Annotated in this window: 16 protein-coding genes; 6 read left to right on the top strand and 10 right to left on the bottom strand. The window is 39.8% G+C overall.

Going from position 1 to position 25,589, the window contains the following annotated elements:
• Positions 1 to 18: 18 nt before the first annotated feature.
• The 5 genes from LVD47_RS18115 to LVD47_RS18095 form a co-directional block, all read right to left on the bottom strand.
• The gene (locus LVD47_RS18115; protein ID WP_236979440.1) at positions 19 to 1,233 is read right to left on the bottom strand and encodes a WG repeat-containing protein; all 1,215 of its coding nucleotides are present in this window, start codon (positions 1,231 to 1,233) and stop codon (positions 19 to 21) included.
• 373 nt (positions 1,234 to 1,606) lie between these two features.
• A complete protein-coding gene (locus LVD47_RS18110) occupies positions 1,607 to 2,086 on the bottom strand; it encodes a hypothetical protein (protein ID WP_236979437.1) in 480 nt (159 codons plus the stop codon).
• 10 nt (positions 2,087 to 2,096) lie between these two features.
• Entirely contained in the window at positions 2,097 to 2,672 is a 576-nt protein-coding gene (locus tag LVD47_RS18105) for an EndoU domain-containing protein (RefSeq protein WP_236979435.1), read from the bottom strand.
• Between the two features lie 405 nt (positions 2,673 to 3,077).
• Complete coding sequence (locus LVD47_RS18100; RefSeq protein ID WP_236979433.1) at positions 3,078 to 3,557, bottom strand: hypothetical protein; 480 nt, start codon at positions 3,555 to 3,557, stop codon at positions 3,078 to 3,080.
• A 10-nt stretch (positions 3,558 to 3,567) separates the two neighbouring features.
• Positions 3,568 to 5,364, bottom strand: a complete 1,797-nt coding sequence (locus LVD47_RS18095; RefSeq protein WP_236979431.1) for an EndoU domain-containing protein — start codon at positions 5,362 to 5,364, stop codon at positions 3,568 to 3,570.
• A gap of 378 nt (positions 5,365 to 5,742) precedes the next feature.
• Here LVD47_RS18095 and priA point away from each other — a divergent pair, with 378 nt between their 5' ends.
• The 4 genes from priA (at position 5,743) to LVD47_RS18075 (ending at position 11,692) form a co-directional block, all read left to right on the top strand.
• Complete coding sequence (gene priA, locus LVD47_RS18090; RefSeq protein ID WP_236979429.1) at positions 5,743 to 8,187, top strand: replication restart helicase PriA; 2,445 nt, start codon at positions 5,743 to 5,745, stop codon at positions 8,185 to 8,187.
• A gap of 34 nt (positions 8,188 to 8,221) precedes the next feature.
• The gene (locus LVD47_RS18085) at positions 8,222 to 8,695 is read left to right on the top strand and encodes a DUF6452 family protein (RefSeq protein ID WP_236979427.1); all 474 of its coding nucleotides are present in this window, start codon (positions 8,222 to 8,224) and stop codon (positions 8,693 to 8,695) included.
• On the top strand, positions 8,670 to 9,329 hold the full coding sequence (locus LVD47_RS18080; RefSeq protein ID WP_236979425.1) for a DUF6048 family protein: 660 nt from the start codon (positions 8,670 to 8,672) through the stop codon (positions 9,327 to 9,329). Before LVD47_RS18085 ends, LVD47_RS18080 begins: the two co-directional genes overlap by 26 nt.
• Before the next feature lie 62 nt (positions 9,330 to 9,391).
• A complete protein-coding gene (locus LVD47_RS18075; protein ID WP_236979424.1) occupies positions 9,392 to 11,692 on the top strand; it encodes a beta-N-acetylhexosaminidase in 2,301 nt (766 codons plus the stop codon).
• Here the strand turns inward: LVD47_RS18075 and LVD47_RS18070 are convergent.
• Positions 11,685 to 12,551 (bottom strand): mechanosensitive ion channel family protein, encoded by an 867-nt coding sequence (locus tag LVD47_RS18070; protein WP_236979423.1) that lies wholly within the window; start codon positions 12,549 to 12,551, stop codon positions 11,685 to 11,687. The two genes, LVD47_RS18075 and LVD47_RS18070, sit on opposite strands and share 8 nt — an antisense overlap.
• Before the next feature lie 101 nt (positions 12,552 to 12,652).
• On the opposite strand from LVD47_RS18070, the gene LVD47_RS18065 reads away from it, so the two are divergent.
• Positions 12,653 to 13,255, top strand: a complete 603-nt coding sequence (locus LVD47_RS18065; protein WP_236979422.1) for a TraR/DksA family transcriptional regulator — start codon at positions 12,653 to 12,655, stop codon at positions 13,253 to 13,255.
• A gap of 83 nt (positions 13,256 to 13,338) precedes the next feature.
• Here the strand turns inward: LVD47_RS18065 and LVD47_RS18060 are convergent, their stop codons facing one another.
• Positions 13,339 to 14,520 carry an aspartate aminotransferase family protein gene (locus tag LVD47_RS18060; protein WP_236979421.1) on the bottom strand — a complete coding sequence of 394 codons (1,182 nt, stop codon included), beginning with the start codon at positions 14,518 to 14,520 and terminating at the stop codon, positions 13,339 to 13,341.
• A gap of 68 nt (positions 14,521 to 14,588) precedes the next feature.
• Positions 14,589 to 17,147 (bottom strand): Ig-like domain-containing protein, encoded by a 2,559-nt coding sequence (locus tag LVD47_RS18055; protein WP_236979420.1) that lies wholly within the window; start codon positions 17,145 to 17,147, stop codon positions 14,589 to 14,591.
• 227 nt (positions 17,148 to 17,374) lie between these two features.
• Here LVD47_RS18055 and LVD47_RS18050 point away from each other — a divergent pair, with 227 nt between their 5' ends.
• Positions 17,375 to 20,452 (top strand): choice-of-anchor I domain-containing protein, encoded by a 3,078-nt coding sequence (locus tag LVD47_RS18050; RefSeq protein WP_236979419.1) that lies wholly within the window; start codon positions 17,375 to 17,377, stop codon positions 20,450 to 20,452.
• A gap of 182 nt (positions 20,453 to 20,634) precedes the next feature.
• On the opposite strand, the gene LVD47_RS18045 is transcribed toward LVD47_RS18050, so the two are convergent.
• Positions 20,635 to 24,348 carry a T9SS type A sorting domain-containing protein gene (locus tag LVD47_RS18045; RefSeq protein WP_255785285.1) on the bottom strand — a complete coding sequence of 1,238 codons (3,714 nt, stop codon included), beginning with the start codon at positions 24,346 to 24,348 and terminating at the stop codon, positions 20,635 to 20,637.
• A 666-nt stretch (positions 24,349 to 25,014) separates the two neighbouring features.
• Positions 25,015 to 25,407, bottom strand: coding sequence for a VOC family protein (locus LVD47_RS18040; protein WP_236979417.1), 393 nt, complete (start codon positions 25,405 to 25,407; stop codon positions 25,015 to 25,017).
• Between the last annotated feature and the right edge of the window lie 182 nt (positions 25,408 to 25,589).

Below are 25,589 nucleotides of genomic sequence, written 5' to 3'. Positions count from 1 at the left end.
GCATATCTCTCTTCTATCCTATTCAAATTCTTCCACAAAAAGGATTTTTCCTTCATTAATATCTGAAAGGTAAAAGAATTTGATAGGGATCACAGGATTCCCAAACATATCAATAAATCCCCAATGTCCGTTGATACCGACCCGTGCTATTCCTTCCTTGAAAGAGAATGCATAATCAAATACCGGATCTATTTTAAGTTGGCCTCTTTTATTCAAATATCCAAACTTTTTATTCTGTCTAAACCTTACTCTAAAGGTAGAAACATAGTTTTTCCCATTCCATCCACCATCATGTTTGAATGAAGCCAGGATTTTATTCTTTTTGTTAATAAAATGGTGTAGTCCGTCCTTTTTCACTCGTGCTCTTCCGTCAATAAAAGGCAAAGCCTCTTCATATTCAAAAGGAATAATAATTTCTGTCCCGAGCACATAACCGAATTTATCCCCTTTTTTTACCGGCACAGGGTCTCCGTCACAAACCACGTAATTAATTTTATCGTATTTTATGGGTACTACAATTTCCCCATCACAATTGATGAGGCCATATTTATCATTCTTACCCGCTACCCAGGTCGGGGCAAAATATTCACCATATAAATGATCGTACTCAGGTGGAGTAACTTTATAACCATCCTTATGGATCAGTCCGAGCTTTCCATTTCGACCTTCATATGCAGCGACAGAATGAAAAATTCCCATTTCAGTCAATCGAATGGAATCATGAAAAACAACTCGTCCTTCCGTGTCAATAAAGTTGATGGAATCATTTTTCTTGACCATTATAAAATTAGATTGGGGGCTGATATGTTTCATTAGATCATATGTATATCCGGTGATTAATTTACCCGACATATCGATCAATGCTGATTTCTTGTTTTCGTCTTCAGCCATACCAAATTTTCCATTCCAGTAAGCCTTGTGGAATTGGGGAAAAAGCTTTCGGTTATTCTCCTCATCGATATACCCGTATGTACTATTTAATACGACGTTGGCAATTCCATTCCGAAAGTTCAGTATTTTGGTGTATTCCTGCGGTTCTATAATCACTTTTCCTCTCTTATTCATAAAACCTGAGCGAAGACGTAAATCAGTAGTGTCCTCATTTTCCGGGTAATCAGTCAGATAACCCATATATTCTAAATAATACATAAAGTCATCCCGAGAGGTTTGAGCATTTACACTGGCTAAAATACCCATTCCTATAAATACCAAAATTATATGTTTATAAGGCATACGAATTTTTAACTTGTATAGGGCTAATCACTAAAGTAATAATTAAACCACAGATCTCCGGCGAGGGTGTTTAAAAAATCACATTGTTAAAAATTTTCGCCGTGCCCGGTCCCGTTTTTAAACGGGGTCACCCGGCACAAAACAATTTGTGTCTTATAGTGCTCTTTTGGTGAAAGGGTAAACCTTCGTGGCAAAAAAAAATGCCGTACATGGGTTGTATCACCAAAGGGATCCCTCAATTCTATTAAGTTGAGGCTGTAAATCGAACTAACGCCGTCAAATCAAGCGGATGCCCCACGTCAAATCTTTCTAAAAGCCGGTCCTAACATTTTTATTCGAAAACAGGGCCGACTTTCACACCGGCCCTAATTGTTTACACTTCTTCCCCATCCTCCCTTTTCTTCTTCACCTTCTCCCAGTATTCTGGTTTCACGTATTCATTGGGTACGCAGGACCAAGAATCGAGTCTGGATTTGGGGATTAGACCGGGAATTTTACCAAATTCATAATCAGCATACCAATTTCTAAATAATTGAAAAAAATCAATTACCTCTTCGGTTTTAATTTCCAAAGGAGGATATCCCGAAACATATTCACAATTCAAAATTGTTTTATCTCCAAAAACCTGTAAGCTTGAATCATTTCTGCCAAGATCTTTTGTCGGTTGAGTTAATTTTTTTTGTTCCTTCAAATTAATAAGCAATTCATCAAACTCTTTTAAATTCCTGCAAATATCACTGTAATATTGAAAGACTTTACATATATCTTCCGGTTCAAACCAAAAACTAAGTATTCTCCAACCTCGATCGTATATTGTGACTCTGAATGAAATATTTTCAATTAATTTACTCATGCATAGATTTTTACTGAGGAAAAGCACTAATAATTCTTCCATCTAAAGCCTTGTACATTAAAATATCAATGCCATTAGAAGTACCCATCCAGTGGTTATTATCTCCCGGCAACTTAACAGCATTATTATAAGCCTCCTTTATTGCATCCACTACATCATATTCATCCCACTCATCGGGGAAAAAATCTTTGTTCGGTGTCAATTTTACGCCGTTTTTATAAATCTCCGCTTTATAGCACCCATTACTCGTTGGCACACGACTATGTATTTTATATGTATCCGAATCCGCAATAAGAGCCGAAATATGATGGACACCACCACTACCCGATCCCCTGAATATATGCTGGACCGTTGACGATGTAATATACGAAACGTTAGCATGATTAACGACGCTACTTACGCTTTTGGTTCCCCGTTGAAGCGCTTTTCGTACATCATCCAAAATACTTGTGTTGGTACGTATTGGTTTATCACAATTCTTGAGTAACCTCCAAGCAGATTCCAAATCGTCATAACTATTTATGGCTCTCCACGCTGCCTTGAATTGGCTTCGTTTTTTCCAGATTTGAGGGATCGGTAAGCCCAAAGGGATTGCTGAGCCCGAAACCGGTCAAATCAAATCGTCAGTAGTATAGTAACAATTTTATAGGTCCTTCCTACCCCGGAGACAACTCCTTCTCCCCTTATCAAAAAGCAGAAATATAAATTAACATATACTTTGTTTATGACTTTATTATATTCTGCACACTATATAGCGGGAAAGGGAAGGACAAAATAGGTGGGTGCGGGTGCCGGGTATGAGCGAATGCAATTATTTTGTCTTGAATTTTCGTCTCTTTGTTTCAAGACAAAGGGACAAAAAAAAACAGCACCTTACTCGGGTTATATAGTCAAAGAACCCCATGAAGGCGTCCCACACCAAAAATCCCCAAAACCTAATCCTAACGCTATTATCCAAAAACAGAGCCGGCACTACACCGGCCCTAATTGTTTACACTTCTTCGCCATCCTCCCTTTCCTTCTTTACCTTCTCCCAGTATTCTGGTTTCACGTATTCATTGGGTACGCAGGACCAGGTGTCGAGTTTGGATTCCGGGATCAGTCCGGGGATTTGGCAGTTTTCGTATCTTTCCAACCAATCCCGATATTTACGGAATAGAAACAATGTATCTTCTATCGGTAATGTTACTGGTTTTAACTCGGTAACAAGCTCCATATCAAACGTGACTTCATCTCTTTCTTGAATATAGATATGACTTTCATTAGATGTGATCATTGCATTTTTGGTTAGCTCCCTATTACTTAACTGCTTAATTTCTCCGAGCAACCTATTCACATTCTCTACTGTTGTATATTCCAACGCCCAGCCACTTAATACTTTGCTCCAGTTCGAAGGTTCAAACCAAAAGTCAAAATAATACTGACCTCGATCATTTAATTTTATATAAAAAACTAGATTTTTAATTACCATATCTTTTTAATTACTGTGGAAATGCAGAGATAATCCTCTCTGAAGAAGTACCTTCATTCGCAATAAACATTCTTATTCTTTTTCCATTTGATGCATAACCATCATAAGTATTTCCTCCTACATAACTTTTATTGTTCCAAGCCTCTTTTATTTCTTCGATAACTTTATATTCATCCCAATCATCAGGGAAAAAATCTTTTATTGAAGACATAGGAGTTCCATTTTTATACACAGTTGCTCTATAACATCCCTTACTCATTGACAAGCGACTATGAATTTTATATGTATCCGAATCCGCAATAAGAGCCGAAATATGATGGACACCACCACTACCCGATCCCCTGAATATATGCTGGACCGTTGACGATGTAATATACGAAACGTTAGCATGATTAACGACGCTACTTACGCTTTTGGTTCCCCGTTGAAGCGCTTTTCGTACATCATCCAAAATACTTGTGTTGGTACGTATTGGTTTATCACAATTCTTGAGTAACCTCCAAGCAGATTCCAAATCGTCATAACTATTTATGGCTCTCCACGCTGCCTTGAATTGGCTTCGTTTTTTCCAGATATCCAATAACTCATCAACTGGAACTAATACTCCCAAAACAGCCCAAGCACATCCCCAACTAATAGTATTACAATTCAGCAAAATATCTGCTGCGTCACCAATTCCTCCGGGAATAAACGTAATTCCAAGAGGAAGAATATCCTTTTCAAACATTTCCAGATAAAATAAAGCCTCTTCTTTATCTGGAAATCCCCAAACATAACCATCTCTAAGAACCTCATACAATGTAGATGCGGCTAAAAATTCGTCCGGTTCATAGTCGATTAAATTAATTCCTTCGTTTTCAAACAAACTATATTGCATCAATTCATAATACTTATCTGCCGCCTGTTTAGCTTCTTTGGTATCCCCGTAGACATCAATATAAAAGTGGATATTAATCATCTCATCCGGATTATCCCTAAGCCACTCTGCTTTTGAGCCACCGCCATTTGACAGGTTAGGTAGGACATCCAGCAGGATATTATTGTTGTAATTAAATAGCTCTCCCAGATTGTTATAAGTTGAGGCGTACCCTCCTTCATAATTTATCCCTATATTATCATTTGGGATCCCGCTATAATTTCCCACTGTGGACGATCCGTCCGAACCATTACTTGCAAAATAGTTTGAAGAGGTCCCTTCATACCTTCCGTCCGAAGAAGTATTGAATAGATTACTTATGGCACCTCCCAATCCACCGAGCCAGTTTCCAAAATCCTGCCAGGTGTTTTTCAACCATTCCCCAATTCCACTGCCTTCACAACCGCAAGGATCATCCGGTATTCTTACTTCGATCTTTGCAATCTTTTCCGCAGCTTTGCCTGCAAATTGTCCAATAGTACCCAATTCCTTTGAATCGTTAACCACCTGGAACGTCATCTCTTCAAATATCTTATCTTCATCTTGTCCTTGCAGTGGATGCAGATACTTGTACAATATCTTCCCTTTTTCTTTATAGAACATTACATAATCAGAAGAATTTTTTACCGGCACCACGAGTATTTTATTGGCACGGGTAAAAGGTTTTACCGATTCCCGTGACCAGTCCAGTTCTATACCTGAAGAATCTTCAAGGGCGGCTTCTACTGCACGTGAAAATTCATCTGAACTTCCCTTTTCCCCGTCCAGAAAAATGGTATTTGCAACAGATTCTTGATTCTCCCCGGTAGGAATGAGACCTTTATCCTTTTCGCAACTCACTGCAAAAAGAGCTATAATGATTAGTACTAAAAAGTTGATAGACTTTACCATGTGTGATTTTTTATAGTTAAAAATTACATTAGACAATTGACAATACCTGAAACATTCCGTTTCGTATTGCATAAAACAAAAAACAATGTCTTTTGGAGGATAGAATTATCAAGTATTTAGATTGAAAACCACTTACATGTTGAACATATTAAATAAAAGATTATTTTCAAAAAAAAAAAATCAAAAAAAATCTATGAATTAATATTTAATTAACAATAAAAACCACTAAAACCTTAAATATCCATTAAATAAAAATCATTTATCAGTTTCTCATCTAAAAACTTTATTTGCCACTCTACTACCTTCTATTTCCTCCCACTGCTCTTCCGCATATCCCACTTTTTTTACACCTTTACATTTCATTGAATCGCTTACACTATGTGGGTAGATATATTACTTCCATTACCGGTCGAAAACACGTATTCCTACGAAGTGCCCGAATCTCTCGAAGAACAAGTGGCATTTGGGAAACGGGTAGAAGTCCAGTTCGGAAAAAAAAAGCTGTATACAGGTCTGATAATAGCCATCCATACGGACTCGCTAGAAAAAAAACTCAAACCTGTCCGCGAGGTACTGGATTCAAATCCCGTGATCAACCCTGAACATCTACGGTTTTGGAAATGGATCGCCTGGTACTATTGTTGTTTTGAAGGAGACGTAATGAACGCAGCACTCCCCGCACCACTAAAAATCGACAGTGAGACCCTTTTCACCCTCAATAAAGATTACGAAGAAGAACTCGACGAAAAAGTGGATGTCCTCTCCGATGAATCTTTCCTTATTTCCGAAGCCCTCTCATTCCAGAATGAATTGCGGTGGGAAGATATCCAGGACATCCTGCAAAAAAACAACATCAAAAAACACATCAATGACCTCTTATCAGACAATATCATAGCTGTAAAGGAAAAAGCCATTCATAAAAAAAGGCACGACCGGGAGAAAAACCTGATTATGAAAAAATCCTTACAAAAGAATCCGCAACAGGCTTTTGACAAGGTCACCCGCTCGTCGAAACAAACCAGGGCGCTACTGGCATACCAGGCACTCAAAAAAGAGGGAATACATCCTATTCAACGAAAAGACTTAATCCAAAAATCAGATACGGATACCGGAACTATCCGGGCTTTGATCAAAAAAGAAATCCTGGAAGAAGAAACGGTCGAAAAACAGTTTGGGGCCGACCTGGTATTCTCCAATTCCGTGCCCAAACTCTCGGACTTCCAGGAAAAGGCCATCGACGCAATGCGAGCCCAATTCTCTCAATCGCAGGTGGTACTGCTCGAAGGGGTCACCGGAAGCGGAAAAACACGGGTGTACCTGGAATGGATTAGGGAGATTCATAAAGAAGGAAAGCAAACCCTTCTCATGATACCGGAAATAGCCCTGACAACCCAGATCATATTCCGCCTGGAGCAAATGTTTGATTCGGATGTCATTGTCTACCACAGCAAAATTTCCGAGAAAACCCGCATGGAAGCGTATTACCATGTGCAACAAGGCGCCCCCCTGGTCATCGGTACCCGGTCCTCATTATTGCTTCCATTCCAAAACCTGGGACTCATTATAGTGGACGAAGAACACGACCGTTCATACAAACAATCTAATCCGGCCCCACGGTATCAGGCCCGTGATGCTGCCATATACCTGGCCTATCAAGTGGAAGCGAAGGTGGTCCTAGGGACGGCCACTCCTTCCATCGAATCCTGGGACAATGTACTGAATAAAAAATACGGCTATGTACAAATGACCCAGCGCTTCGGTAACCTGGAGTTACCTTCCCTGCAAATTGTTGATCTCAAGAAAATGGTGATGAATGCCCGGCAAAAAGAAATAAATATCTCTCCGATTCTGGAGCAGGCCATTCACGACACCCTTGATGAAGGGCGCCAGGTGATGATCTTCCAAAATCGAAGGGGATTTGCCCCTGTAATGAATTGTAATAATTGCGGATATATCGAAAAATGTGAATCTTGCGACGTCAGCATGACCTACCACAAATTCTCCAATAAACTACAGTGTCATTATTGTCGGAAAGAAAAAGCACTCCCTCCCAAATGTCCTAATTGCGGGCACTGGGGAATGGAAATTTACGGATTGGGAACTGAAAAGATTGAAGAACACCTCAAGGACTTCTTTCCAGATATTGAAATTGACCGCCTGGACTACGACACGGCTGCCGGAAAAAGACGGCTGGAAAAAATCCTTCAGCGCTTCACAACGATGGAAACACAAATCCTTGTTGGGACACAAATGATCTCCAAAGGTCTTGATTTTGACAATGTAGGGCTTGTAGCAATTCCCGCAGCAGATCAACTGTTGGGATTTCCCAATTTTCGATCCAATGAATGGGCTTTCCAAATGCTTAAACAAGTCAGTGGTCGCGCCGGCCGGAAAGGAAAACAGGGAAAAGTACTTATACAAACCTACGACCCAAAACACGATGTATACAAAAGCCTCATTTCAGGGGATGACATTACTTTTTACAAAAAAGAACTTGTGGAACGCAAAGCCTTTTTTTATCCGCCATTTACTCGTATGGTAAAAGTCACTTTCAGAAATAAAGACAAAAAGAAGAATTACACTGTAGCCAATGAATTATACCGGTTCCTGGAACCCGATTTCAAAGAGAGGATAAGTTTACCCGTTCCACCACTCGTGTCTTATGTACGAAACTATCACTTACTGGATGTTTTTATTAAGTTGCAAAAAGGCTCTGATGAAGGAAATTTGTTCCGAAAACGAATTCAATTTTTTCTCAAGGAGGTCAAGGGACGTCCCGGGTATTCCAATTTCCGGATCATAGTGGATGCCGATCCTGTATAATTCGTATTTTGTGGCCAATAATTTGTAAGCACAAATGAAGAAGAAATACATATTTTTATTTTTTTTAATAGGTTTAATATCGATTCTTTCCTGTGAAGAACCGGAATGCAACCGGCAAACACTTTTTTTTCTTCAAATAGACTTTTATGCATTTAATGAAGAAAGCACTGGTAATAGTTCTAAAATTACTGTCAATGAATTGACGGTATTCGGAATGGGCAAACAAGATAACTTGTTGTACAATTCCACTAACAATGTACGGTCAATTATCCTTCCACTTAATAATAATACCGAACAGTCCACATTCGTAATTGAGAACGAATTGGGTACCGATACTTTGACCATTGGGTATATTCCCAGACCTGAATATATTTCAAAAGAATGTGGGGTTTCTATGACATATTCTATTAATGATACAACTTCCACGCGCAATGGAATTCAAGATTTGAGAATTATTAATCCGTTAGTTAATGCCAATTCCAATGAAAATATACGTCTTTTTTACTAGTGTTTTCATATATCTTCTTAGCAGTTGGACTTCCACTGTATTTTCTCAAATCGTAGATACTTCCTCGGTTTATATAGGATTGGATGCTTCCAAAATAGCGCTACCTTTTTTTCAACCTGAACGAAGGGCAATGGAAATTTCGGTTGAGGCTAAGGTTAAACCCAGAATATATGGTGTCCTGGAAGGGGGCATTGACCGTTTTCAGCAAAGTGAAGATCTTTTCAAATATTCTTCAGGGGGATTCTATACCCGATTGGGCTTCAATTATAACTTTGCAAAATCGGAAGAAGAGGGCCGCAATGAACTTGTATACGCCGGAATGCGCCTCGGAAGTGCCTTTTTCAGACAACAATTGGAATCTTTAAACATTCCAGAATTTTACTGGGAGCGATTTTCAGGAACTTACGAAAAAGAAGCACTTAGCGGGTATTGGCTGGAAGCAGTCGGTGGCCTTAGGGCTCCACTGATAAAAAACATCCATATCGGATGGACTCTGAGAATTAAATTTCCCATTGCAAAACCTCAAAGTGAAACTATAAATCCTTACCACTTACCCGGATATGGATCCTTGATTGATGGTGGTATTTTGGGAATGTCCTATTCCCTTTATTACAACTTTCCTGTCAGTTTTTAATCAAAATGTGATTAACCTAAAGATTATTAAGTAAATTTACTGGAAGACTCAACGGTTTATATATGGAGCAAAATTACTTCAATAGCTTCTTATTTTTCTTGACCCTAACCTGTATTTTCACTTCATGTCGTAGTGAAATCAAGCAACTACCAATTGCTATTATCCCTGAACCTGCAAAGATTGAGCACAGGGAACAAACGCCATTTGTGATCGAAGATCATTCCCTGATTTATATAAGTGACTCGTCCATGTTGTTTCCGGCAGAAGAACTGCTGGGATTGCTCGATGACGATTATGAAATTCAATGGATTGATTCTGGGCTCATTATGAATAGTGGAATATCATTTAATTGGAGTACTCCCCTGGATACTCTGCCACTCGAAGGCTACGAAATCGATGTCCACAATTCACATATTTCAATTTTTGCTAAATCCAGTCCCGGTTTTCTGTATGCCGTAGAGAGCCTGAGACAAATCCTCCCAAATGACGAAGAAGAACTTTCTCAATCTGCCTTGCCCTCGGGAACTATTACAGATTATCCCCGATTTTCATGGCGGGGGATGCATCTTGATGTTTCCCGACATTTCATGCCAGTTTCATTTATAAAAAAATACATTGATTTTCTCCGTTACCACAAACTCAACACCTTTCACTGGCACCTGGTAGATGGTATTGGTTGGAGAATAGAAATTAAATCCCATCCCGAATTAACGGAACTAGGTGCCTGGAGAGTGGTCAAAGAAGGGAATAAACCCTGGGAGAATTTTGAGATATGGCGTGAAGGAGACCCCAGACCTAAATACGGTGGATACTATACACAGGAAGAGATTAAAGAAATTGTGACCTACGCCCAACAAAGGGGTGTAACGATAATTCCGGAGATAGAACTCCCGGGGCATTCAGAAGTTGTTATGCAATGTTACCCGGGGTTATTATGTGTTAATGCGTCCGGGCAAAAGCTGGAAAACATCGGTGTATATTGTGCCAACAACCAGGAAAGTTATTCCTTACTGGAAGATATTCTGGAAGAAGTATTAGCACTTTTTCCTTCAGAATATATACACATAGGGGGAGACGAAGTAAGTAAGCGAAATTGGAATAATTGTGTGCGATGTAAGTCTCTCATGAGAAACAACAATCTAAACGCAGAAGGAGTCCAAAGCTATTTCGTCAACTACTTCGACAGATTCCTCAGAGATAGGGGGCGAAAATTGATTGGCTGGCACGAAATTGTCGAAGGTCAATTATCTCGCGAAGCCTCGCTAATGTATTGGGGCGGTATCAACAGCGTTGAAGACTATTTTGAAAAAGGACATCCAATGGTCCTTACCACAGGATCCCGATATTACTTCGATCACTACCAAAGCGAAAGTAAGCAGGAGCCTATTGCTTTTGGAGGGTTGAGCACCTTAACCCAGGTGTACAATTACGAACCTTTTCCTCTGGCATGGAAGGATAAATTCGGGAACCAAATGCTGGGTATTCAAGCCAATGTATGGACTGAATACATGAAGTCACCCGAACATGTAGAATATATGGTAATGCCCAGAATGGCAGCTTTGGCCGAAACCGCCTGGACCCAACCACAAAAAAAAGACTGGGACCGTTTTTCTCAGCGGATTCCACCCCTAATGGATTTTTATAAAAGTAAAAATATCAATTACTCCAAAAGTGCATACAGGCCAATGATCGAAGTTTCTGTAACAGATACAAAGGAGTTGTTCGCCTCTATTAGTACCGAACTATCCGCTGATATTTATTTCACCAGGGGAAATAAAAATCCAGATCTACAATCAAATAAATATTCAACCCCTTTTCATGTAGATTCCTCTATTCTGATCAATGCAATATCCAGTCGTAAAAATGAAATACTCGTAAAACCTGAACGAAAACAGGTACGGGTACATAAAGCGCTTGGTCAAAAAACGTTCCTGGAATCATCCCCCTACGGCAATTACAAAGGTAACGGGGGATCGACGTTAGTTGACGGACGATTTGGTGGAAATAACTGGGGAAATGGAAAATGGTTAGGAATATTGAGCAAAGATTTCTCCGCGACAATTGAATTTGATACGATCCAGGATGTCCGGGAAATAGGTTATTCCGCTATTGAAGACCGGGGGTCCGGGATATATTTTCCTAAAAATATAGAAATATTCGTTACTACTGATGGAACAGATTTCCAGGAAGTTCTCAACTACGAACTTAACGATACTGTTGATTACAATCAGAAATCAAAGGACTCTATTTTCAAAATCACTTTTCCACCAATAAAAACTCATAAAGTAAAAGTCATTAGCCGATACCCCAGGATTCCTGATAAAGGGGTATTTCTATTTGTTGATGAATTAATGATTAACTGACGGAATTATCCGAGTTGCTCATATTTGATTTAACAAAATTAATAACCCTTCTGACCGTTTTTGTTTTAATATCTTTTTCTATTGATCGATTCATTCTTTTGAGGACAAACTGGAATTTAAGAGCCAGGCTGTCTTTATCGACAGCTTCTACACGTAAATAATACGTTTGTTCTTCTATATAATCTTCAAATTCACTTAGACTAGCTATAAGAGCATCCTCCAGGCGCTCTATTGTAGAGAGCGATTCCAAATTAATTTTAAACTCTATACTTACTTTTTTACTTGCCTTCCGGGTATAGTTTGTTATTTGCGTAGAATACACCATATTATTGGGGACAGCGATCACATCATCATCTTCGCTCAACAGCAAAGTCTTGGTCAGGGTCATATCAACTATTTTACCCTTTTCTTCCCCGATTTTCACGTAGTCATCAATTTTGATGTAGGACGAAAAACTCAATATAATTCCACTGATAATATCAACTATATAATCTTTGGAAATAATAGCTATAGCTGCCGCAACGATACTAATAGACGTAAAAAATGTACGAAAATCGACGCCAAATAAAGCCAATCCTGCCCCAATTACAGCACCGGTTAGAAAAAGGTAATAAATATTGGTTAATCCCAGGGTAACATTATCGTTTTTTCCTCGTTTTAAATTTTTCTTTCTGCGATAGAAATGAACGGAAATCCGAATAGCAAGGTCAACTACCAAAATAAATATTAAAAAATTGGAACCGATAACCAGGTAATCCTTGTTTATGAAGTTTTGACTAATTAAATTCAGTGGTGTAAATTGATTTATCAACAAAATCAACAATAAACCAACTTTTAATACATTAAATATAATGCGCATATAAAATTCGACTTAATTTTTTTTGTTACTGAACTATTTTTACATTGGAATATTACATATTTGCAAAGCTAATTAGAAATTATTTTATAAACCATTAAAATATGGCAGAAGACAAACAGAGGACACGCTATTCTGATCAGGAGTTGGAAGATTTCAGGGTCATTATTCAAGACCGTCTTGAAAAAGCAAGGGCCCAACTCCAAAATATCCAGGATCAGATCTTTGAAACCACTGAAAACGGTGGGGATGAACACGGAGGTGATTGGGTAGATGATTCAGGATTTAATAATGACATGGAATTATTAAATACCATGGCAATTCGCCAGAGAAAATATATTCAGGATCTTGAAAATGCGTTGGTAAGGATCAGGAATAAAACATATGGAATTTGTGTAATTTCTGGAAATTTAATTCCCAAAGAAAGACTCAGAGCAGTGCCTACCACTACCAAGTCCCTTATGGCCAAAACAGAAGAACAGCAAAAAATTGCGGCAAAAAAGAAATCAAGACCTTCGAAACTGCCATATGTAAAAAAGGAAAGACAGGTAATATCGAAAGTTGTCAAAAAATCATCCACTGATCCATCCAAATCAAGGAAGAATTTAAATATCTCGCTAGACGATGATGATGACGATGATGATGACTATTTCAATGATGACCTGGAATCTCCGGACATGAGCTCGGAAGAAGATTTTGACGATTAAACATCAATATCCTGAAGTCGTATTTTATGAATTTTGACTGTAGAATGTTGAGTGATTTATCGTTATAATCTATTAATAATACACTATAATTCGTCTAAGATATCAATGATAATATCACATACTTCGGTTAATTGATCATCGGAAATGATCAATGGGGGAGCTATTCGAATGCTCCTAGAATTGAAAAGGAACCAATCAATAATTATTCCTTTTTCAAGTCCTGCAGAAACCACTTTATGCATAGTATCTTCATCCTTCAATTCCATTGCTGCCCATAGTCCAGCAGTTCTCAGCTGTTTGATTTGAGGATGTTTCAACTTTTGGACCAATATTTTTTCTTTCTCCTCTACATCAGAAATATAGTTGTTTGATGTAAGGACATTTAAAGTAGCTAATGCGGCAGCGCAATTTACCGGATGCCCTCCGAAAGTAGTTATATGCCCCAGTACGGGATCATGTGTAAATACATTCATTATTTTGCGGTCGCTGATGAATGCTCCCAGGGGCATACCCCCTCCCATTCCTTTAGCAATTAACATAATATCCGGGACCACTCCATATTTTTGGCAGGCAAATAAACTACCTGTTCTACCAAAACCAGTCTGGATCTCATCGAAAACCAGCAGGGTCCCCGTTGCATCTGTCCTTTCCCGCAAGGCCCGGAGATATCCGGGATTTGGAGTATATATCCCTCTTTCTGCCTGAACCGGTTCAATAATGACAGCTGCAGTATCGCCGTTTATTAAAGCAAGATCATCAACATGATTGAATCGAATATGATCAACTCCGGGCATTAACGGTTGGAAAGGCTGATGAAAATATTCCTCACTATTCAATGCCATAGCACCGGTTGTGCTTCCATGATAAGATTGGTAACAACTAATTATATTAGGTTTTTTAGTATATCTCCTTGCTAATTTGATAGCCCCTTCTGTGGCTTCAGCACCAGAATTGACGAAATATACACTATTGAGTTTTTCAGGCAAAAGCGTTGTCAATTTCTCTGCGTACTTTACCTGGGGTGAAAGAATAAATTCTCCATAAACCAGCGTATGCATATAGCTTGCTGCTTGTTCCTGTACCGCTCTCACCACCTCCGGATGATTGTGACCAATAGAGCTCACCCCTATCCCACTGATCATATCGATATATCTTTTACCTGAGTGATCAATAAGATACAGTCCATCAGAACCAACTATTTCCAATCCCATGGGTGCAGGACTGGTTTGTGCTACATGATTCAAAAACAATTTGCGTAAACTCATTTGACTTAGCTTTTATTTTACTTTTGGGTTAATAGTACGCCCCTATCCTCTTGAACCCCAAAAAATTTCTATTGTTTGAAAAATAACTTTGATACCATTTGCTTATCAATTTCTGCCAGCAAAACGTAATTCCCAGGTGGATATCCGCTGAGATCTATCCTAACATCTCTTCCGTGCGGACGAAATGAATTGATAAACTTCCCTTCCCCACTAAAGATCTTTACGGACACTATGTCTTTTTCTGATTTCAGGTATAAGTTCTGCCCTACAGGGTTGGGGAATATATTCATATCCACCAATTCTTTGGCAATGGAAGCATTGGCAGAACTCATCATATCTCCTCGCAAAATTACCGTAGAAGGCTTTGACAAAGTCCTACCATCATATACGTAATACTGAAAAGAATCCACTCCTAAAAAGCCAGGTTCCGGTGAATAAGAAAAACTACCATCATTTCGTAGATTCACCTTCCCCATTTCAGCCTGTTTTGCTAAAATGCTAATCATGGGTACATTTCCATCAAGGTCAAAATCATTATTTAATATACTTTCTCCGACACCTACCATAAAGGACGAATTCTGATCAGTATGGAAAAAACTATCCCGTACCGCAATAGGTAAAGTATTGTATTGGACTAATTGGTCTTTCACAACCCGATAAGAGGTTTTTAACCTTTGTTTTATATTTTGGGGATCTACCGTATGCCAGGAAGACCATCGATATCTGTTCTCTGATAAAAATTCTTCTCCCCTGTAAATAACAGAAAATGCAATACCATCTGAAATAATACTTTCTGTTTCCGGAGTATTTCTATTATCGTGAAATACCCGCATTTGGTCCGGCGCTACTACATTAATATATGACCAGGGAATCCGTATACTAATTTTTTTATCTGAAATAGTAACAGCATCTTTGGATGATCCGGGCTGAAAATCTACATTAGTCTGAAGATCACCTACATACTGAACATCAGAATAAAAGTAATTATTTCTCAAACGTACTATATTCCATGGCTTACCGTCAGTGGCAACCGAACGGTACAACTGATCTTCTTCAGACACGTTATGCCAAATACCAAACAGATCATACGCTTGTGTAATAAATAGCGTAGCATCATAATTAGTAACCTTAAGTGCGAACTCAGACCTATTCGTAACTTCCTCTCCATTGGGAAGTATAGACTCCCCAACAGTTTCATCATACGTATCCAAGGCTATCCATATTTCGCCAGGCAAATCCATTGGTTCGTTTAATCCAAGTTCGAGCTCTAAAAATGCAAAATTGGCACTTACATTTAAATATTCAATATCCGAACCACTTTCATAATTAACCAATGTATCGAAGGTACTGACAGGATCAAAAGAGACCAAACCATAATTCTGTTCAGCACTCGCCTTATTATGCCACAATATCCTACTCGATGGGATATAATCAACAGGATCGGTAATCCAGGTACGCTTGAACCATTCGTCAATCCAGGCAAATTGAATTCCTCCTGCACAGGATGCTTTATAAATGGATTCAAGCAACCGGATATTCGTCAGTCCCTGGTGATATTCATCGAATCCACCCTGGTTCATTCCCGAGGTGGAGAAATGGGCATTCGCCCAACTGGAAGGAACTCCATATTCCGCAATAACTAATGGAAGTCCGGCATAGTGCATCTTTAGTTCCGAGAGATACCCCAAATAGCTATTGGGTCCATAGTCATCATGGAATTCCTGGTACGAAGACTGTAAACTAATAAAATCCGGATAATATGGATAAGCGTGATAACTAATAAACATACCGGCTGGCGCATTTAGTATTTCGACTTTTGATAGATCAATACTAGCCAAATCCTCATATTGGTTCTCTTCTTCCGGGTGCTCTATTGGATCCAATGTCGGCCAACTTGACACGCTGACCGGACGTTGTGTATTATAATTTTTATTTTCAAAATCTACTAAAAAATCAAGCATTTCAGTAACCCACACTTCAGAGGGAGAAGCGTTTTCTATAGCAAAGTGGTTACCTGAATAACTTGAAAGTTGCAAATTGTCTTCATTTGTAACCAACACTTCTTCTGGAAAAATCTCCCGCCCTATAATATATCCCAAACACCATTGAGAAACATCTGCTGTATATAAACCGTACGCTTTCCCTTGTCTTTGGGTTATATTATTATTTCCATAGACACAATTAACATTATCTTCTATTTCATGCCTAAATGCTGAAGTTAAAAAGTAGAGGTCATTCTCGTAACCTTCGAGTTCTTCTTCCAACCATATCCCCTGAAAAAAATGTAAAGGACTTTGCGGATTTTCACGGTTAAAAGAATCCAGTACTTCATAAAATCTGGGGTAGTGCAAGGTATATAACCGTATGCAGTTGAAGCCAGCTTCTTTTATCTGATGTATCCAACGAGCGTAATCTTTACGGGTCGCCGCTAATTCTCCCGGGAAAGTGCCGGGTACGGCCACACCCAAATTAACGCCTTTAATAAAAAAAGGTACATATTCTGATCCATCGTAAATTGTTAAACTATTAGAATCCGTAGAGAATGGAACCTTTAACTGTCCGCTCACTGCTGTAGAAAATCCTGTAAAAATCAATATAAAAAATACGTACTTACAATTTACATGCATAAATGACTAATTTAAAAGTAATCCTTCAATAATAGTTCATAAGATAAAAAACACATGTGAATTACCTCTTAGTTGGTGACTAGCAAAAATATAACAATTTCTCCAATCCTGTCAGCGTCAATAAAAGACATCGTCCAGTTTACCTCTAAGCAACAAAAAATTTACGATAACTTAATTTTATTATCAATACATTTCGATTTGCCATTTTCATATTTGTAAAAAAGAATATGAAAAAAATTTACTTCCTACCATTCATTCTCATTTTTGCTGTACAATCTTCCTTTGGTCAGTCATGGATGCAGGTTGGCACATATTCAACCGGATCCTTTGATGAAGGAGCTGCTGAAATCGTATGTCATGACCCGGGATCACAGAGGCTATTTTTTTCAAACGCAGAATCTAACTCAATCACTGCACTTGATTTTTCAAACCCAACCAACCTGGAATTACTTTGGGAAATTGACCTTTCCGAATATGGAAATGGAGTCAATAGTATTGACGTTCATAACGGGACGATAGCCGTAGCTGTTGAAGCAGATCCCCGTCAAGAACCTGGTTCTGTAGTTTTCTTTGACACTGCAGGACAGTATCTTAATCATGTAATTGCTGGAGCTTTACCCGATATGCTTGTTTTTTCAAATGATGGTTTGAAAGTATTAGTAGCCAATGAAGGGGAACCCAACGACGACTATGACAATGACCCAGTAGGGAGTGTAACTATTATCGACTTATCAGAAGGAGTCGAAAATGCCCATGCCAATCATATAACCTTCGAGGAATTTAATGACAGAAAACAGCAATTAATCAATAAGGGTGTTCGAATTTTTGGACCAAATGCTACAGTAGCACAAGACTTGGAACCGGAATATATATCCATTTGGAATGACTCCCTGGCGTATGTGGCCCTTCAAGAAAATAATGCTTTTGCTGTTATTAATATACCTAACCAATTAGTAGTGGATATCCTTCCTTTGGGCTATAAAGACCATTATTTGGGATCAGCAGAACTAACTGGAAGTTGGGCACTCAATGAGTTAGAAGCCTGGCCAACACTGGGTCATACAAAATATGATAGTACCAAAATCCAATTGGGAGGCTTTTCAGCTTTGTTTTATGACTCGAAACATTCCGCTGATACTTCTATGATATTTTACACCGTCCCCGACAGAGGTCCCAATGACGCGCCCATTAATAAAGATATTGCCGGAACTACCCAAAACCTCCGTCCGTTCAAACTACCTGATTATCAGGGGCAAATTGTAAAATTAGAACTCAATACTGTTACAAATGAAATCTCCCTGACTGAAAGGATATACCTTACCGATACCACGGGGATCCACCCAATTACCGGAAAAGGAAATTTCAACAACTGGGATGAAGTTCCAGTAACTCAGACTGATGATAGCGTTTATGTGAATATCGACTATACTATAGACAGTGTAAACTACCACCAATTGGATTACGATCCCCTGGGTGGAGATATGGAGGGAGTCATTATTGATAATGATGGTAACTTTTGGTTGTGTGATGAAAACAGACCTGCCATTTACAAATTCCAGCCCAATGGGAAGCTTATCGAAAGGTTTATTCCAACGGGGACAGCAGTACGTGCATCCTGGAATGACACTATGGGCTATATTGGTGAAGAAACGCTGCCGGCGGCATATAATAACAAAAGAGCAAACCGGGGCTTCGAAGGATTGGCATTTGACTATGATAATAATATTGTATATGCTTTCATACAAACGCCCATATACAATCCTGATGCATCCGTTAAAGACCGATCTGATGTAATCCGCATGATTGGACTGGACGCTAATTCCGGAATTCCCGTAAGTGAATACGTCTATTTACTTGAGCAAAACAGGAACCACGGACTGTCTGTTAGCAGGGTTGATAAAATCGGTGATGCCTCTTATACCGGCAATGGTAAATTCCTGGTATTGGAAAGGGATAGTGGAATTCCAGGAATGCAGGGTAGCAAAAAATTTGTATATGAAATCGATCTCCGGGGAGCTACCAATATTCTGGGAATGGCAGTCTCTGACAGCATTACCATTATAGATGGAGACACACTTACGCTTGAACAAATGACTGCAGATCAAATATTGAGTACAGGAATTCATACTGTTTTCAAAAGAAAAATGCTTAATCTTCCTGATATTGGCTATTTCCCATCTGACAAACCCGAAGGAATAGCTTATATTAACGACAGTACTTATTTTGTACTCAATGATAATGACTTTGGACTAAATGGAGCAGGAGTTTCAGACCTCAGTCAATTGGGAGCAATAGGATTTAAAAGGGATTACGGAATAGATTCAGATGACAGGAGTGGATCTGTAGATATCGCACCTACTCCTGTACTTGGCATGTATCTTCCGGATGCCATCAAAGTAATGGATTGGAACGGAAACCCATATATACTTACTGCTAATGAAGGCGATGCCCGTGACTATGATGGTTTTAGTGAAGAAGAAAGAGTTGAGGATATCCAACCAGACCCAACGAGTTTTGCGGGTAAATCAGAGCTATTATCCGATCGCCTAAATATAACCACTACTTTGGGAGATATTGATGGAGACGGACAATACGAATATTTATATTCCTATGGAGCCAGGTCTTTTTCAGCATTTGATGCCTACGGGAACCAGGTGTTTGACAGTGGAGAAGATCTGGAACAAATTACATATGAATATTTTCCGGAGAACTTTAACTCCGATAACACGGAAAACGAGAGTCTGAAAAACAGAAGTGACAATAAAGGCCCTGAACCGGAAGCTATTTGCATTGGAGCATACCAAGGAGAAAAATACGTTCTTGTCGGTCTCGAAAGAATGGGAGGTATCGTAATATATAAAATTAATTCTCCAAGCAATTTTGAGTTCGTTGATTACATAAATAACAGAAATTTTGATGTTCCGCTTGAAGACAGTCTTAATATAGCCGGAGATTTAGCTCCCGAAGACATCAAATGGATCCATGCGGATGACAGTCCTACCGGTCAACCCTACTTTGTAGTGGCAAATGAAGTCAGTGGCTCTGTAACCGTCTACGGGCTCGACGTTAGTTCTCCTGTGCTAAATCAAACAAATGCAGAAAAACGGCTTATTGCCTGGCCGAATCCGGTCCATCAACAACTTAATCTTAATAAGATATCTGATTATGATGTATATGATGTATTGGGTAAAATCATAAAAACCACCGAATCTACAAATAGGATTAACTTTAGTGGATTACAAAATGGAATTTACTTTATAAAGGATATTAAAACTTCAAAAACTATAAAAGTTCTTAAAAATTAATGATTCAAAAGAATTAAATAGATACAATAATGTAGAATCTACCATTACGTAATCATCGCCGGCCTTATTCCCAAAGGCCGGCTTTTTTATAAAAAAGGGAACCGACCTTCGCCACTCCCTTGAACTCAATAAGTAAACATAGAATTTTAGAAAAGACTCTGTCTTTATTATACTCATACCTCCTAATTCGTAAGCACTATTTTTATCATAGTTTTAGATCCAGATTCTTCTTCCGCATTCAACCGGATAAAATAAACTCCAGGAGGATTTCCTTCCAGGTCCAATGTAGTCCCCGACCCCAGTCGACCGGTCCTGATCACCTGGCCCAATCGGTTTATTACGCTGTATTTTAATACGCCTCCCGTGGAAGATTCGAGGGTGATACGGCCCTGAGTGGGGTTGGGATAAAGCCGATAAGTAACTCCATCGTCTCCTGCCCCCCATTTTGCCCCTGATTTATTTCCGAAAATGAGCGGTGTAATATGGTTCGTATCACTTTCGGTGAGGTAAACCGTCCCCACATCCAGAATTGCATCGCCGGAGACCAACATAGTATCGCTCCATCCATTGAATTGAAACAACGAGTCCGGGTGTTCTGCTACATATCCTTCCGGAATTTCAACTTTCAACCTGTACATTCCCCCGGATTCCGGTGTAAAATAAACATTCCCATTGCTCCCGTTCCAGTTTCCAGACAACATGGAGTCTACTGCATTCCTTACCATACCAGAAGTATTGATGCGATATAGTTTTACTTCTATACTATCCGTGCCGGCAGCTGAAGCAAAAAGCGCTTCAGCTGCATCTTCTTCTTTTGCCACTCTCAGTAAAATCGTATTGTAAAAATCCATCTGATCCTGCCCACTTATAAAGATATTTTGATCCTTGTAAGACTTATTACCTACCACATCTTCTGCCATCCACCTTCGGACAAAGGACAGCGTATCTCCCGTCATTTCATCCGTGACGGGGAAGGTCATTACCGTATCCCATACAGTATACTGGCACACATCCAGAATTTCAACTTCTTCATCCACGGGGGGTAGGTCATACAAGGAGGATATAGTAGTATCCCTTGGAAAATACCGGTAAACCGGTGGTTTCAGGTCGTATAGTGCCAGGTAGAAATCAAACGTATAGGTCCGGCTACATCCATCCTCAACTATATATTCATACTTCCACAATCCCCACATACCCTGCGACGCGTCTTCCGGCAATTCTTCCCGGTACATATGGGTCCTCACATTCACATAATCCGATATCTCTTCATAATTCAAGTCGTATCTCGATATATCCCAGGGCAGGCAATCTATTACGTGTAATGTATCACCGTCTCCCACATCATACTGATTCTCGAATTCCGGAATATACCTTTCGACCTGCACATTGACCAGAGCCGAATCCATATTACCACTCTCGTCGGTTACCGAAAACCAAATCCGGTTTTCTCCAAGGTCCCGGCAATCAAACTCATATCGATCAAGTGAATAAACATCAATTGAACAATTGTCATAACTTCCGTTATCGATCATTTCAGGCGTGATCACTGCCCTACCCTGCTTGTCCAGCATAACCGATATTCCTTTCGTCTTCGCTACAGGCGAAGTTTCATCCACTACGGTTACCGTAGCTATACAAGTAGATTCATTGTCGTTGTTGTCCGATACGGTCAATGTCACGGTATTTTCTCCCACATCCTCACAGGTAAAATCGGACTTACTCACGCTCATTGATACTGTTCCGCACGCATCCGAAGACCCCCCATCTATGTCCGACGTTGCCAATACGGCTTCACCCGTCTCGTTCAAATAGAGTGTATAATCCGTGCATATGGCATCCGGTTTTATACTATCCACTACGGTTACCGTAGCCGTACAGGTTGAATTATTGTCATTGTTATCCGTCACGGTCAGTGTTACCGTATGGTCTCCTACATCTGTACAAGTAAAATTGGTCTTGCTCACACTCATTGATGCTATACCACATGCATCAAAAGACCCACCATCAATATCTGAAGGCTCCAGTAACGCTTTTCCCTCCGAGTCCAGATAGAGTATATAATCCGTACATACGACATTCGGTTTTATAGTATCTACTACCGTTACCGTCGCCTCACAACTGCCCTGATTACCACTTTTATCTTCCAACGTCAATGTCACGATATTATCGCCCACATCTGCACAAGTAAAGTTGGTCTTATCTATCATTGCTGACGTTAATCCACAATTTTCTGAAACCTCTCCATCAATGTCCGACACCGCCAACACGGCTTCACCCGCAGCATTCAGATAGAGCGTATAATCCGTACATGTAACATTCGGTTTTATAGTATCTACTACTGTTACCGTCGCTGTACAAGTGGACTGATTGCCACTTTTATCCTCCACCGTCAATGTCACGGTATTTTCGCCCACATCCGCACAAGTAAAATCGGTCTTGCTCACGCTCATTGACGCTATACCGCACACATCCGATGACTCGCCGTGAATATCCGATGACTCCAGCACAGCTTCGCCCTCCGAGTCCAGATAGAGTGTATACTCCGAGCATACGACACTCGGTTTTATAGTATCTGCTACCGTTACCGTCGCTGTACATTGTCCCTCAGCTCCATTGTCATCAGTCACGGTCAGTGTTATGGTATTTTCCCCCACATCCGCACAGGTAAAAGTGGTTTTACTCAACTCCCGCCCGACAATACTTCCATCACTATCTGCACTGCCATTCTCCACATCATCTATTGATAAGGTAGCATTGCCGTGGGCGTCAAGGTATATCGTATTATTTTTACATTGGGCAACCGGAGGTTGATTCACTTCAATACGGTATTTGATGTATCCATTCTGCGAATTTAATGTACTCCTACCTGCTATACGTTTTTCGTTTTTTTGACCTAGCCCGGAACCTACATAACTTCCGCCACCACCGCCTTGTTGTTCATTAGCTCCGGAACCACCTCCGGAATAGCCGCCACCACCGCCACCACCGCCGGATCCAGCTCCTCCACCGCCAAAACCATATCCACCGTTTCTCCAAGCAGACAAAGAAACACTACAATTTTCAACAGAGCCCCCGTAACCACCGGTGGATATACCGGCTCCTCCTTCACCAATCGAAAAACCATCTATACAATACAGGCCACCTCCGGCAGTGAGAGCTCCCCCTCCTGCTCCGCCAGCTCCTGAAACAGTCCCTCCGGATCCATTTTCACCACCTTTCCCGCCATTCGTTCCACCTCCGTTTACGCCGGAAGTCTTATCACTTCCACCGTATCCGTTATTCCTTATTTCCGCAACATCTGGAATTACAGAAACGGCTGCACCGCCTCCGCCACCAGCTGCTCCGATTACCTGATAACTCGAAAGACCATCATCCTTAAAAAGTATCCCGGTACCGCCGCCACCGCCACCAAATTCAAATCCCAGGGTAGCCAAAGCTGCATTGGATTCCCCTAATGTGCCTTTCCCACCTACAATGAAACGTAGGACTTCTCCCACATTCACGGAAGATGAAATGGGTTTATTCTCAATGTCTAAATCAAACGTCACATTAGCACCTTCTCCCCCTGGGACTTCTACAGGTATATAATTTATTTCCAGATCCGAATTTATAACCGCATAATTCACCTGGGCATTGCCTCCATCCCCACCTTTGAGTTCAAATTGAATGTACTTGATGGAGGTGTTCGGCACGGCGAAATCCTGATAACCGCCGGTAAAATTCACCGTGTGCCAGTTACCATCAGCGTTCAATGTGGTTTGAGCAGTCACATGACCCGAAAAACAACCAAACAAACAAATGACACTTAATAATATGTTGCCATGTTTTACTTTCCCTTTCACCAGGGAGTAAACTTCTGAAAATACATTAGATGGATAGTAGTAAAAGTCAATCATGCAGGTTATCGTTATAACTAAAAAATCATGTAAAGATCTTTGACAGCCCTACCCTTTTGCGCGGGTTGATCCCGCTAAAAGCAAGGGACAACCACTTCGCGAACGACAAGGAACAATCTTTAAATGAATCCAAAATTACCCACTTGATTTCATTTTTTTGTACGTGGTACCACGTACAAAAAAATGAAATCTGATCTCTAATGAAAAATCATTTGATTTCATCGTAATTACGACTAGTTACACAAAAAAATTTAAAACAAATTTAATTCATCATGAGCTAGTACTACATTTCATACCAACGGCATCCGCTGGGATAAGCTATTAAGGCTAATTAGTGACTGCCATCATTCTTGTGTGAGAAGCTCCACAAATTGATCTATGGAACAAGCCTGCCAATATCTACTGGCCTATACGCGATTTAGGTATCCACTATGTGGTTCCTAAAAGAAACAAGCTACAAGTTATAAGCACTGCGATATGAACGCAAACAACCATTGTGCCCCTTATTGGCATATGTTTCTATGTGGTTACTCAAAAAGCAGTGTGGTTTGATTTCCGAGGCACATCTTCCAACATACGTAAGTCCCAATCTCCCCGTATAGTGCACCCTACATGCTACTTCCACAAAATCAAAGTCAAAATTATCTTAAGTGAATATGTCCGTTTTCATGCTACTTCCACCACTACTATTCTATTTCCGTATAAGTCCCTGCAATGAAAGAATTTTGACTTAGGACTAATAACAATCTCTTCTGTAATCTCTACCCCCTCTCCTATTAAATGGTCAAATAAAGGGAAAATATCATCGGTATATAAAACCAAAAGAGGTTCCCCCCCTGTTTGATTACCAACCTTACTTTCTGAATCTGATGATACTTTGAGAAACCAGATTCCAGTATTTTCTACTCCACCAAAACCAACATGTAGATACCTTTGTCCATCAGGTGCAGTATCGTCATAGATTTTATGACATCCGAAAACTCTATGGTAAAAATTATATGCCTCATCATAATCTTTAACCAATACTATGGTCCTACCCAAAGAAATCTTAAAATCCATTCTACAAATATTTTCTATATAATTAATTATGAAGCCACTGTACACTAAAGCTATAAAGGACCACGAATATATAAATTGCACAACCAATACTAGTACTTGGGGTTGCCTATTGGACAACCATTTGTCCCCAGCAAAGCCTTTTCCAACTGAGATGGTCGGGATTCACATTGTGGCATTCTCGA

Source organism: Membranihabitans maritimus, assembly GCF_021729145.1.
Lineage (GTDB): Bacteria > Bacteroidota > Bacteroidia > Chitinophagales > Saprospiraceae > Membranihabitans > Membranihabitans maritimus.
This window is presented reverse-complemented; position numbering and strand designations above follow the sequence as displayed.

Coding starts and splice junctions, on each gene's coding strand:
- LVD47_RS18060 (WP_236979421.1), bottom strand. CDS start 14,520: ATGAGTTTACGCAAATTGTTTTTGAATCATGTAGCACAAACCAGTCCT.
- LVD47_RS18050 (WP_236979419.1), top strand. CDS start 17,375: ATGAAAAAAATTTACTTCCTACCATTCATTCTCATTTTTGCTGTACAA.
- LVD47_RS18065 (WP_236979422.1), top strand. CDS start 12,653: ATGGCAGAAGACAAACAGAGGACACGCTATTCTGATCAGGAGTTGGAA.
- LVD47_RS18070 (WP_236979423.1), bottom strand. CDS start 12,551: ATGCGCATTATATTTAATGTATTAAAAGTTGGTTTATTGTTGATTTTG.
- LVD47_RS18055 (WP_236979420.1), bottom strand. CDS start 17,147: ATGCATGTAAATTGTAAGTACGTATTTTTTATATTGATTTTTACAGGA.
- LVD47_RS18075 (WP_236979424.1), top strand. CDS start 9,392: ATGGAGCAAAATTACTTCAATAGCTTCTTATTTTTCTTGACCCTAACC.
- LVD47_RS18045 (WP_255785285.1), bottom strand. CDS start 24,348: ATGATTGACTTTTACTACTATCCATCTAATGTATTTTCAGAAGTTTAC.
- LVD47_RS18095 (WP_236979431.1), bottom strand. CDS start 5,364: ATGGTAAAGTCTATCAACTTTTTAGTACTAATCATTATAGCTCTTTTT.
- LVD47_RS18085 (WP_236979427.1), top strand. CDS start 8,222: ATGAAGAAGAAATACATATTTTTATTTTTTTTAATAGGTTTAATATCG.
- priA (WP_236979429.1), top strand. CDS start 5,743: ATGTGGGTAGATATATTACTTCCATTACCGGTCGAAAACACGTATTCC.
- LVD47_RS18080 (WP_236979425.1), top strand. CDS start 8,670: ATGAAAATATACGTCTTTTTTACTAGTGTTTTCATATATCTTCTTAGC.
- LVD47_RS18040 (WP_236979417.1), bottom strand. CDS start 25,407: ATGGATTTTAAGATTTCTTTGGGTAGGACCATAGTATTGGTTAAAGAT.
- LVD47_RS18100 (WP_236979433.1), bottom strand. CDS start 3,557: ATGGTAATTAAAAATCTAGTTTTTTATATAAAATTAAATGATCGAGGT.
- LVD47_RS18115 (WP_236979440.1), bottom strand. CDS start 1,233: ATGCCTTATAAACATATAATTTTGGTATTTATAGGAATGGGTATTTTA.
- LVD47_RS18110 (WP_236979437.1), bottom strand. CDS start 2,086: ATGAGTAAATTAATTGAAAATATTTCATTCAGAGTCACAATATACGAT.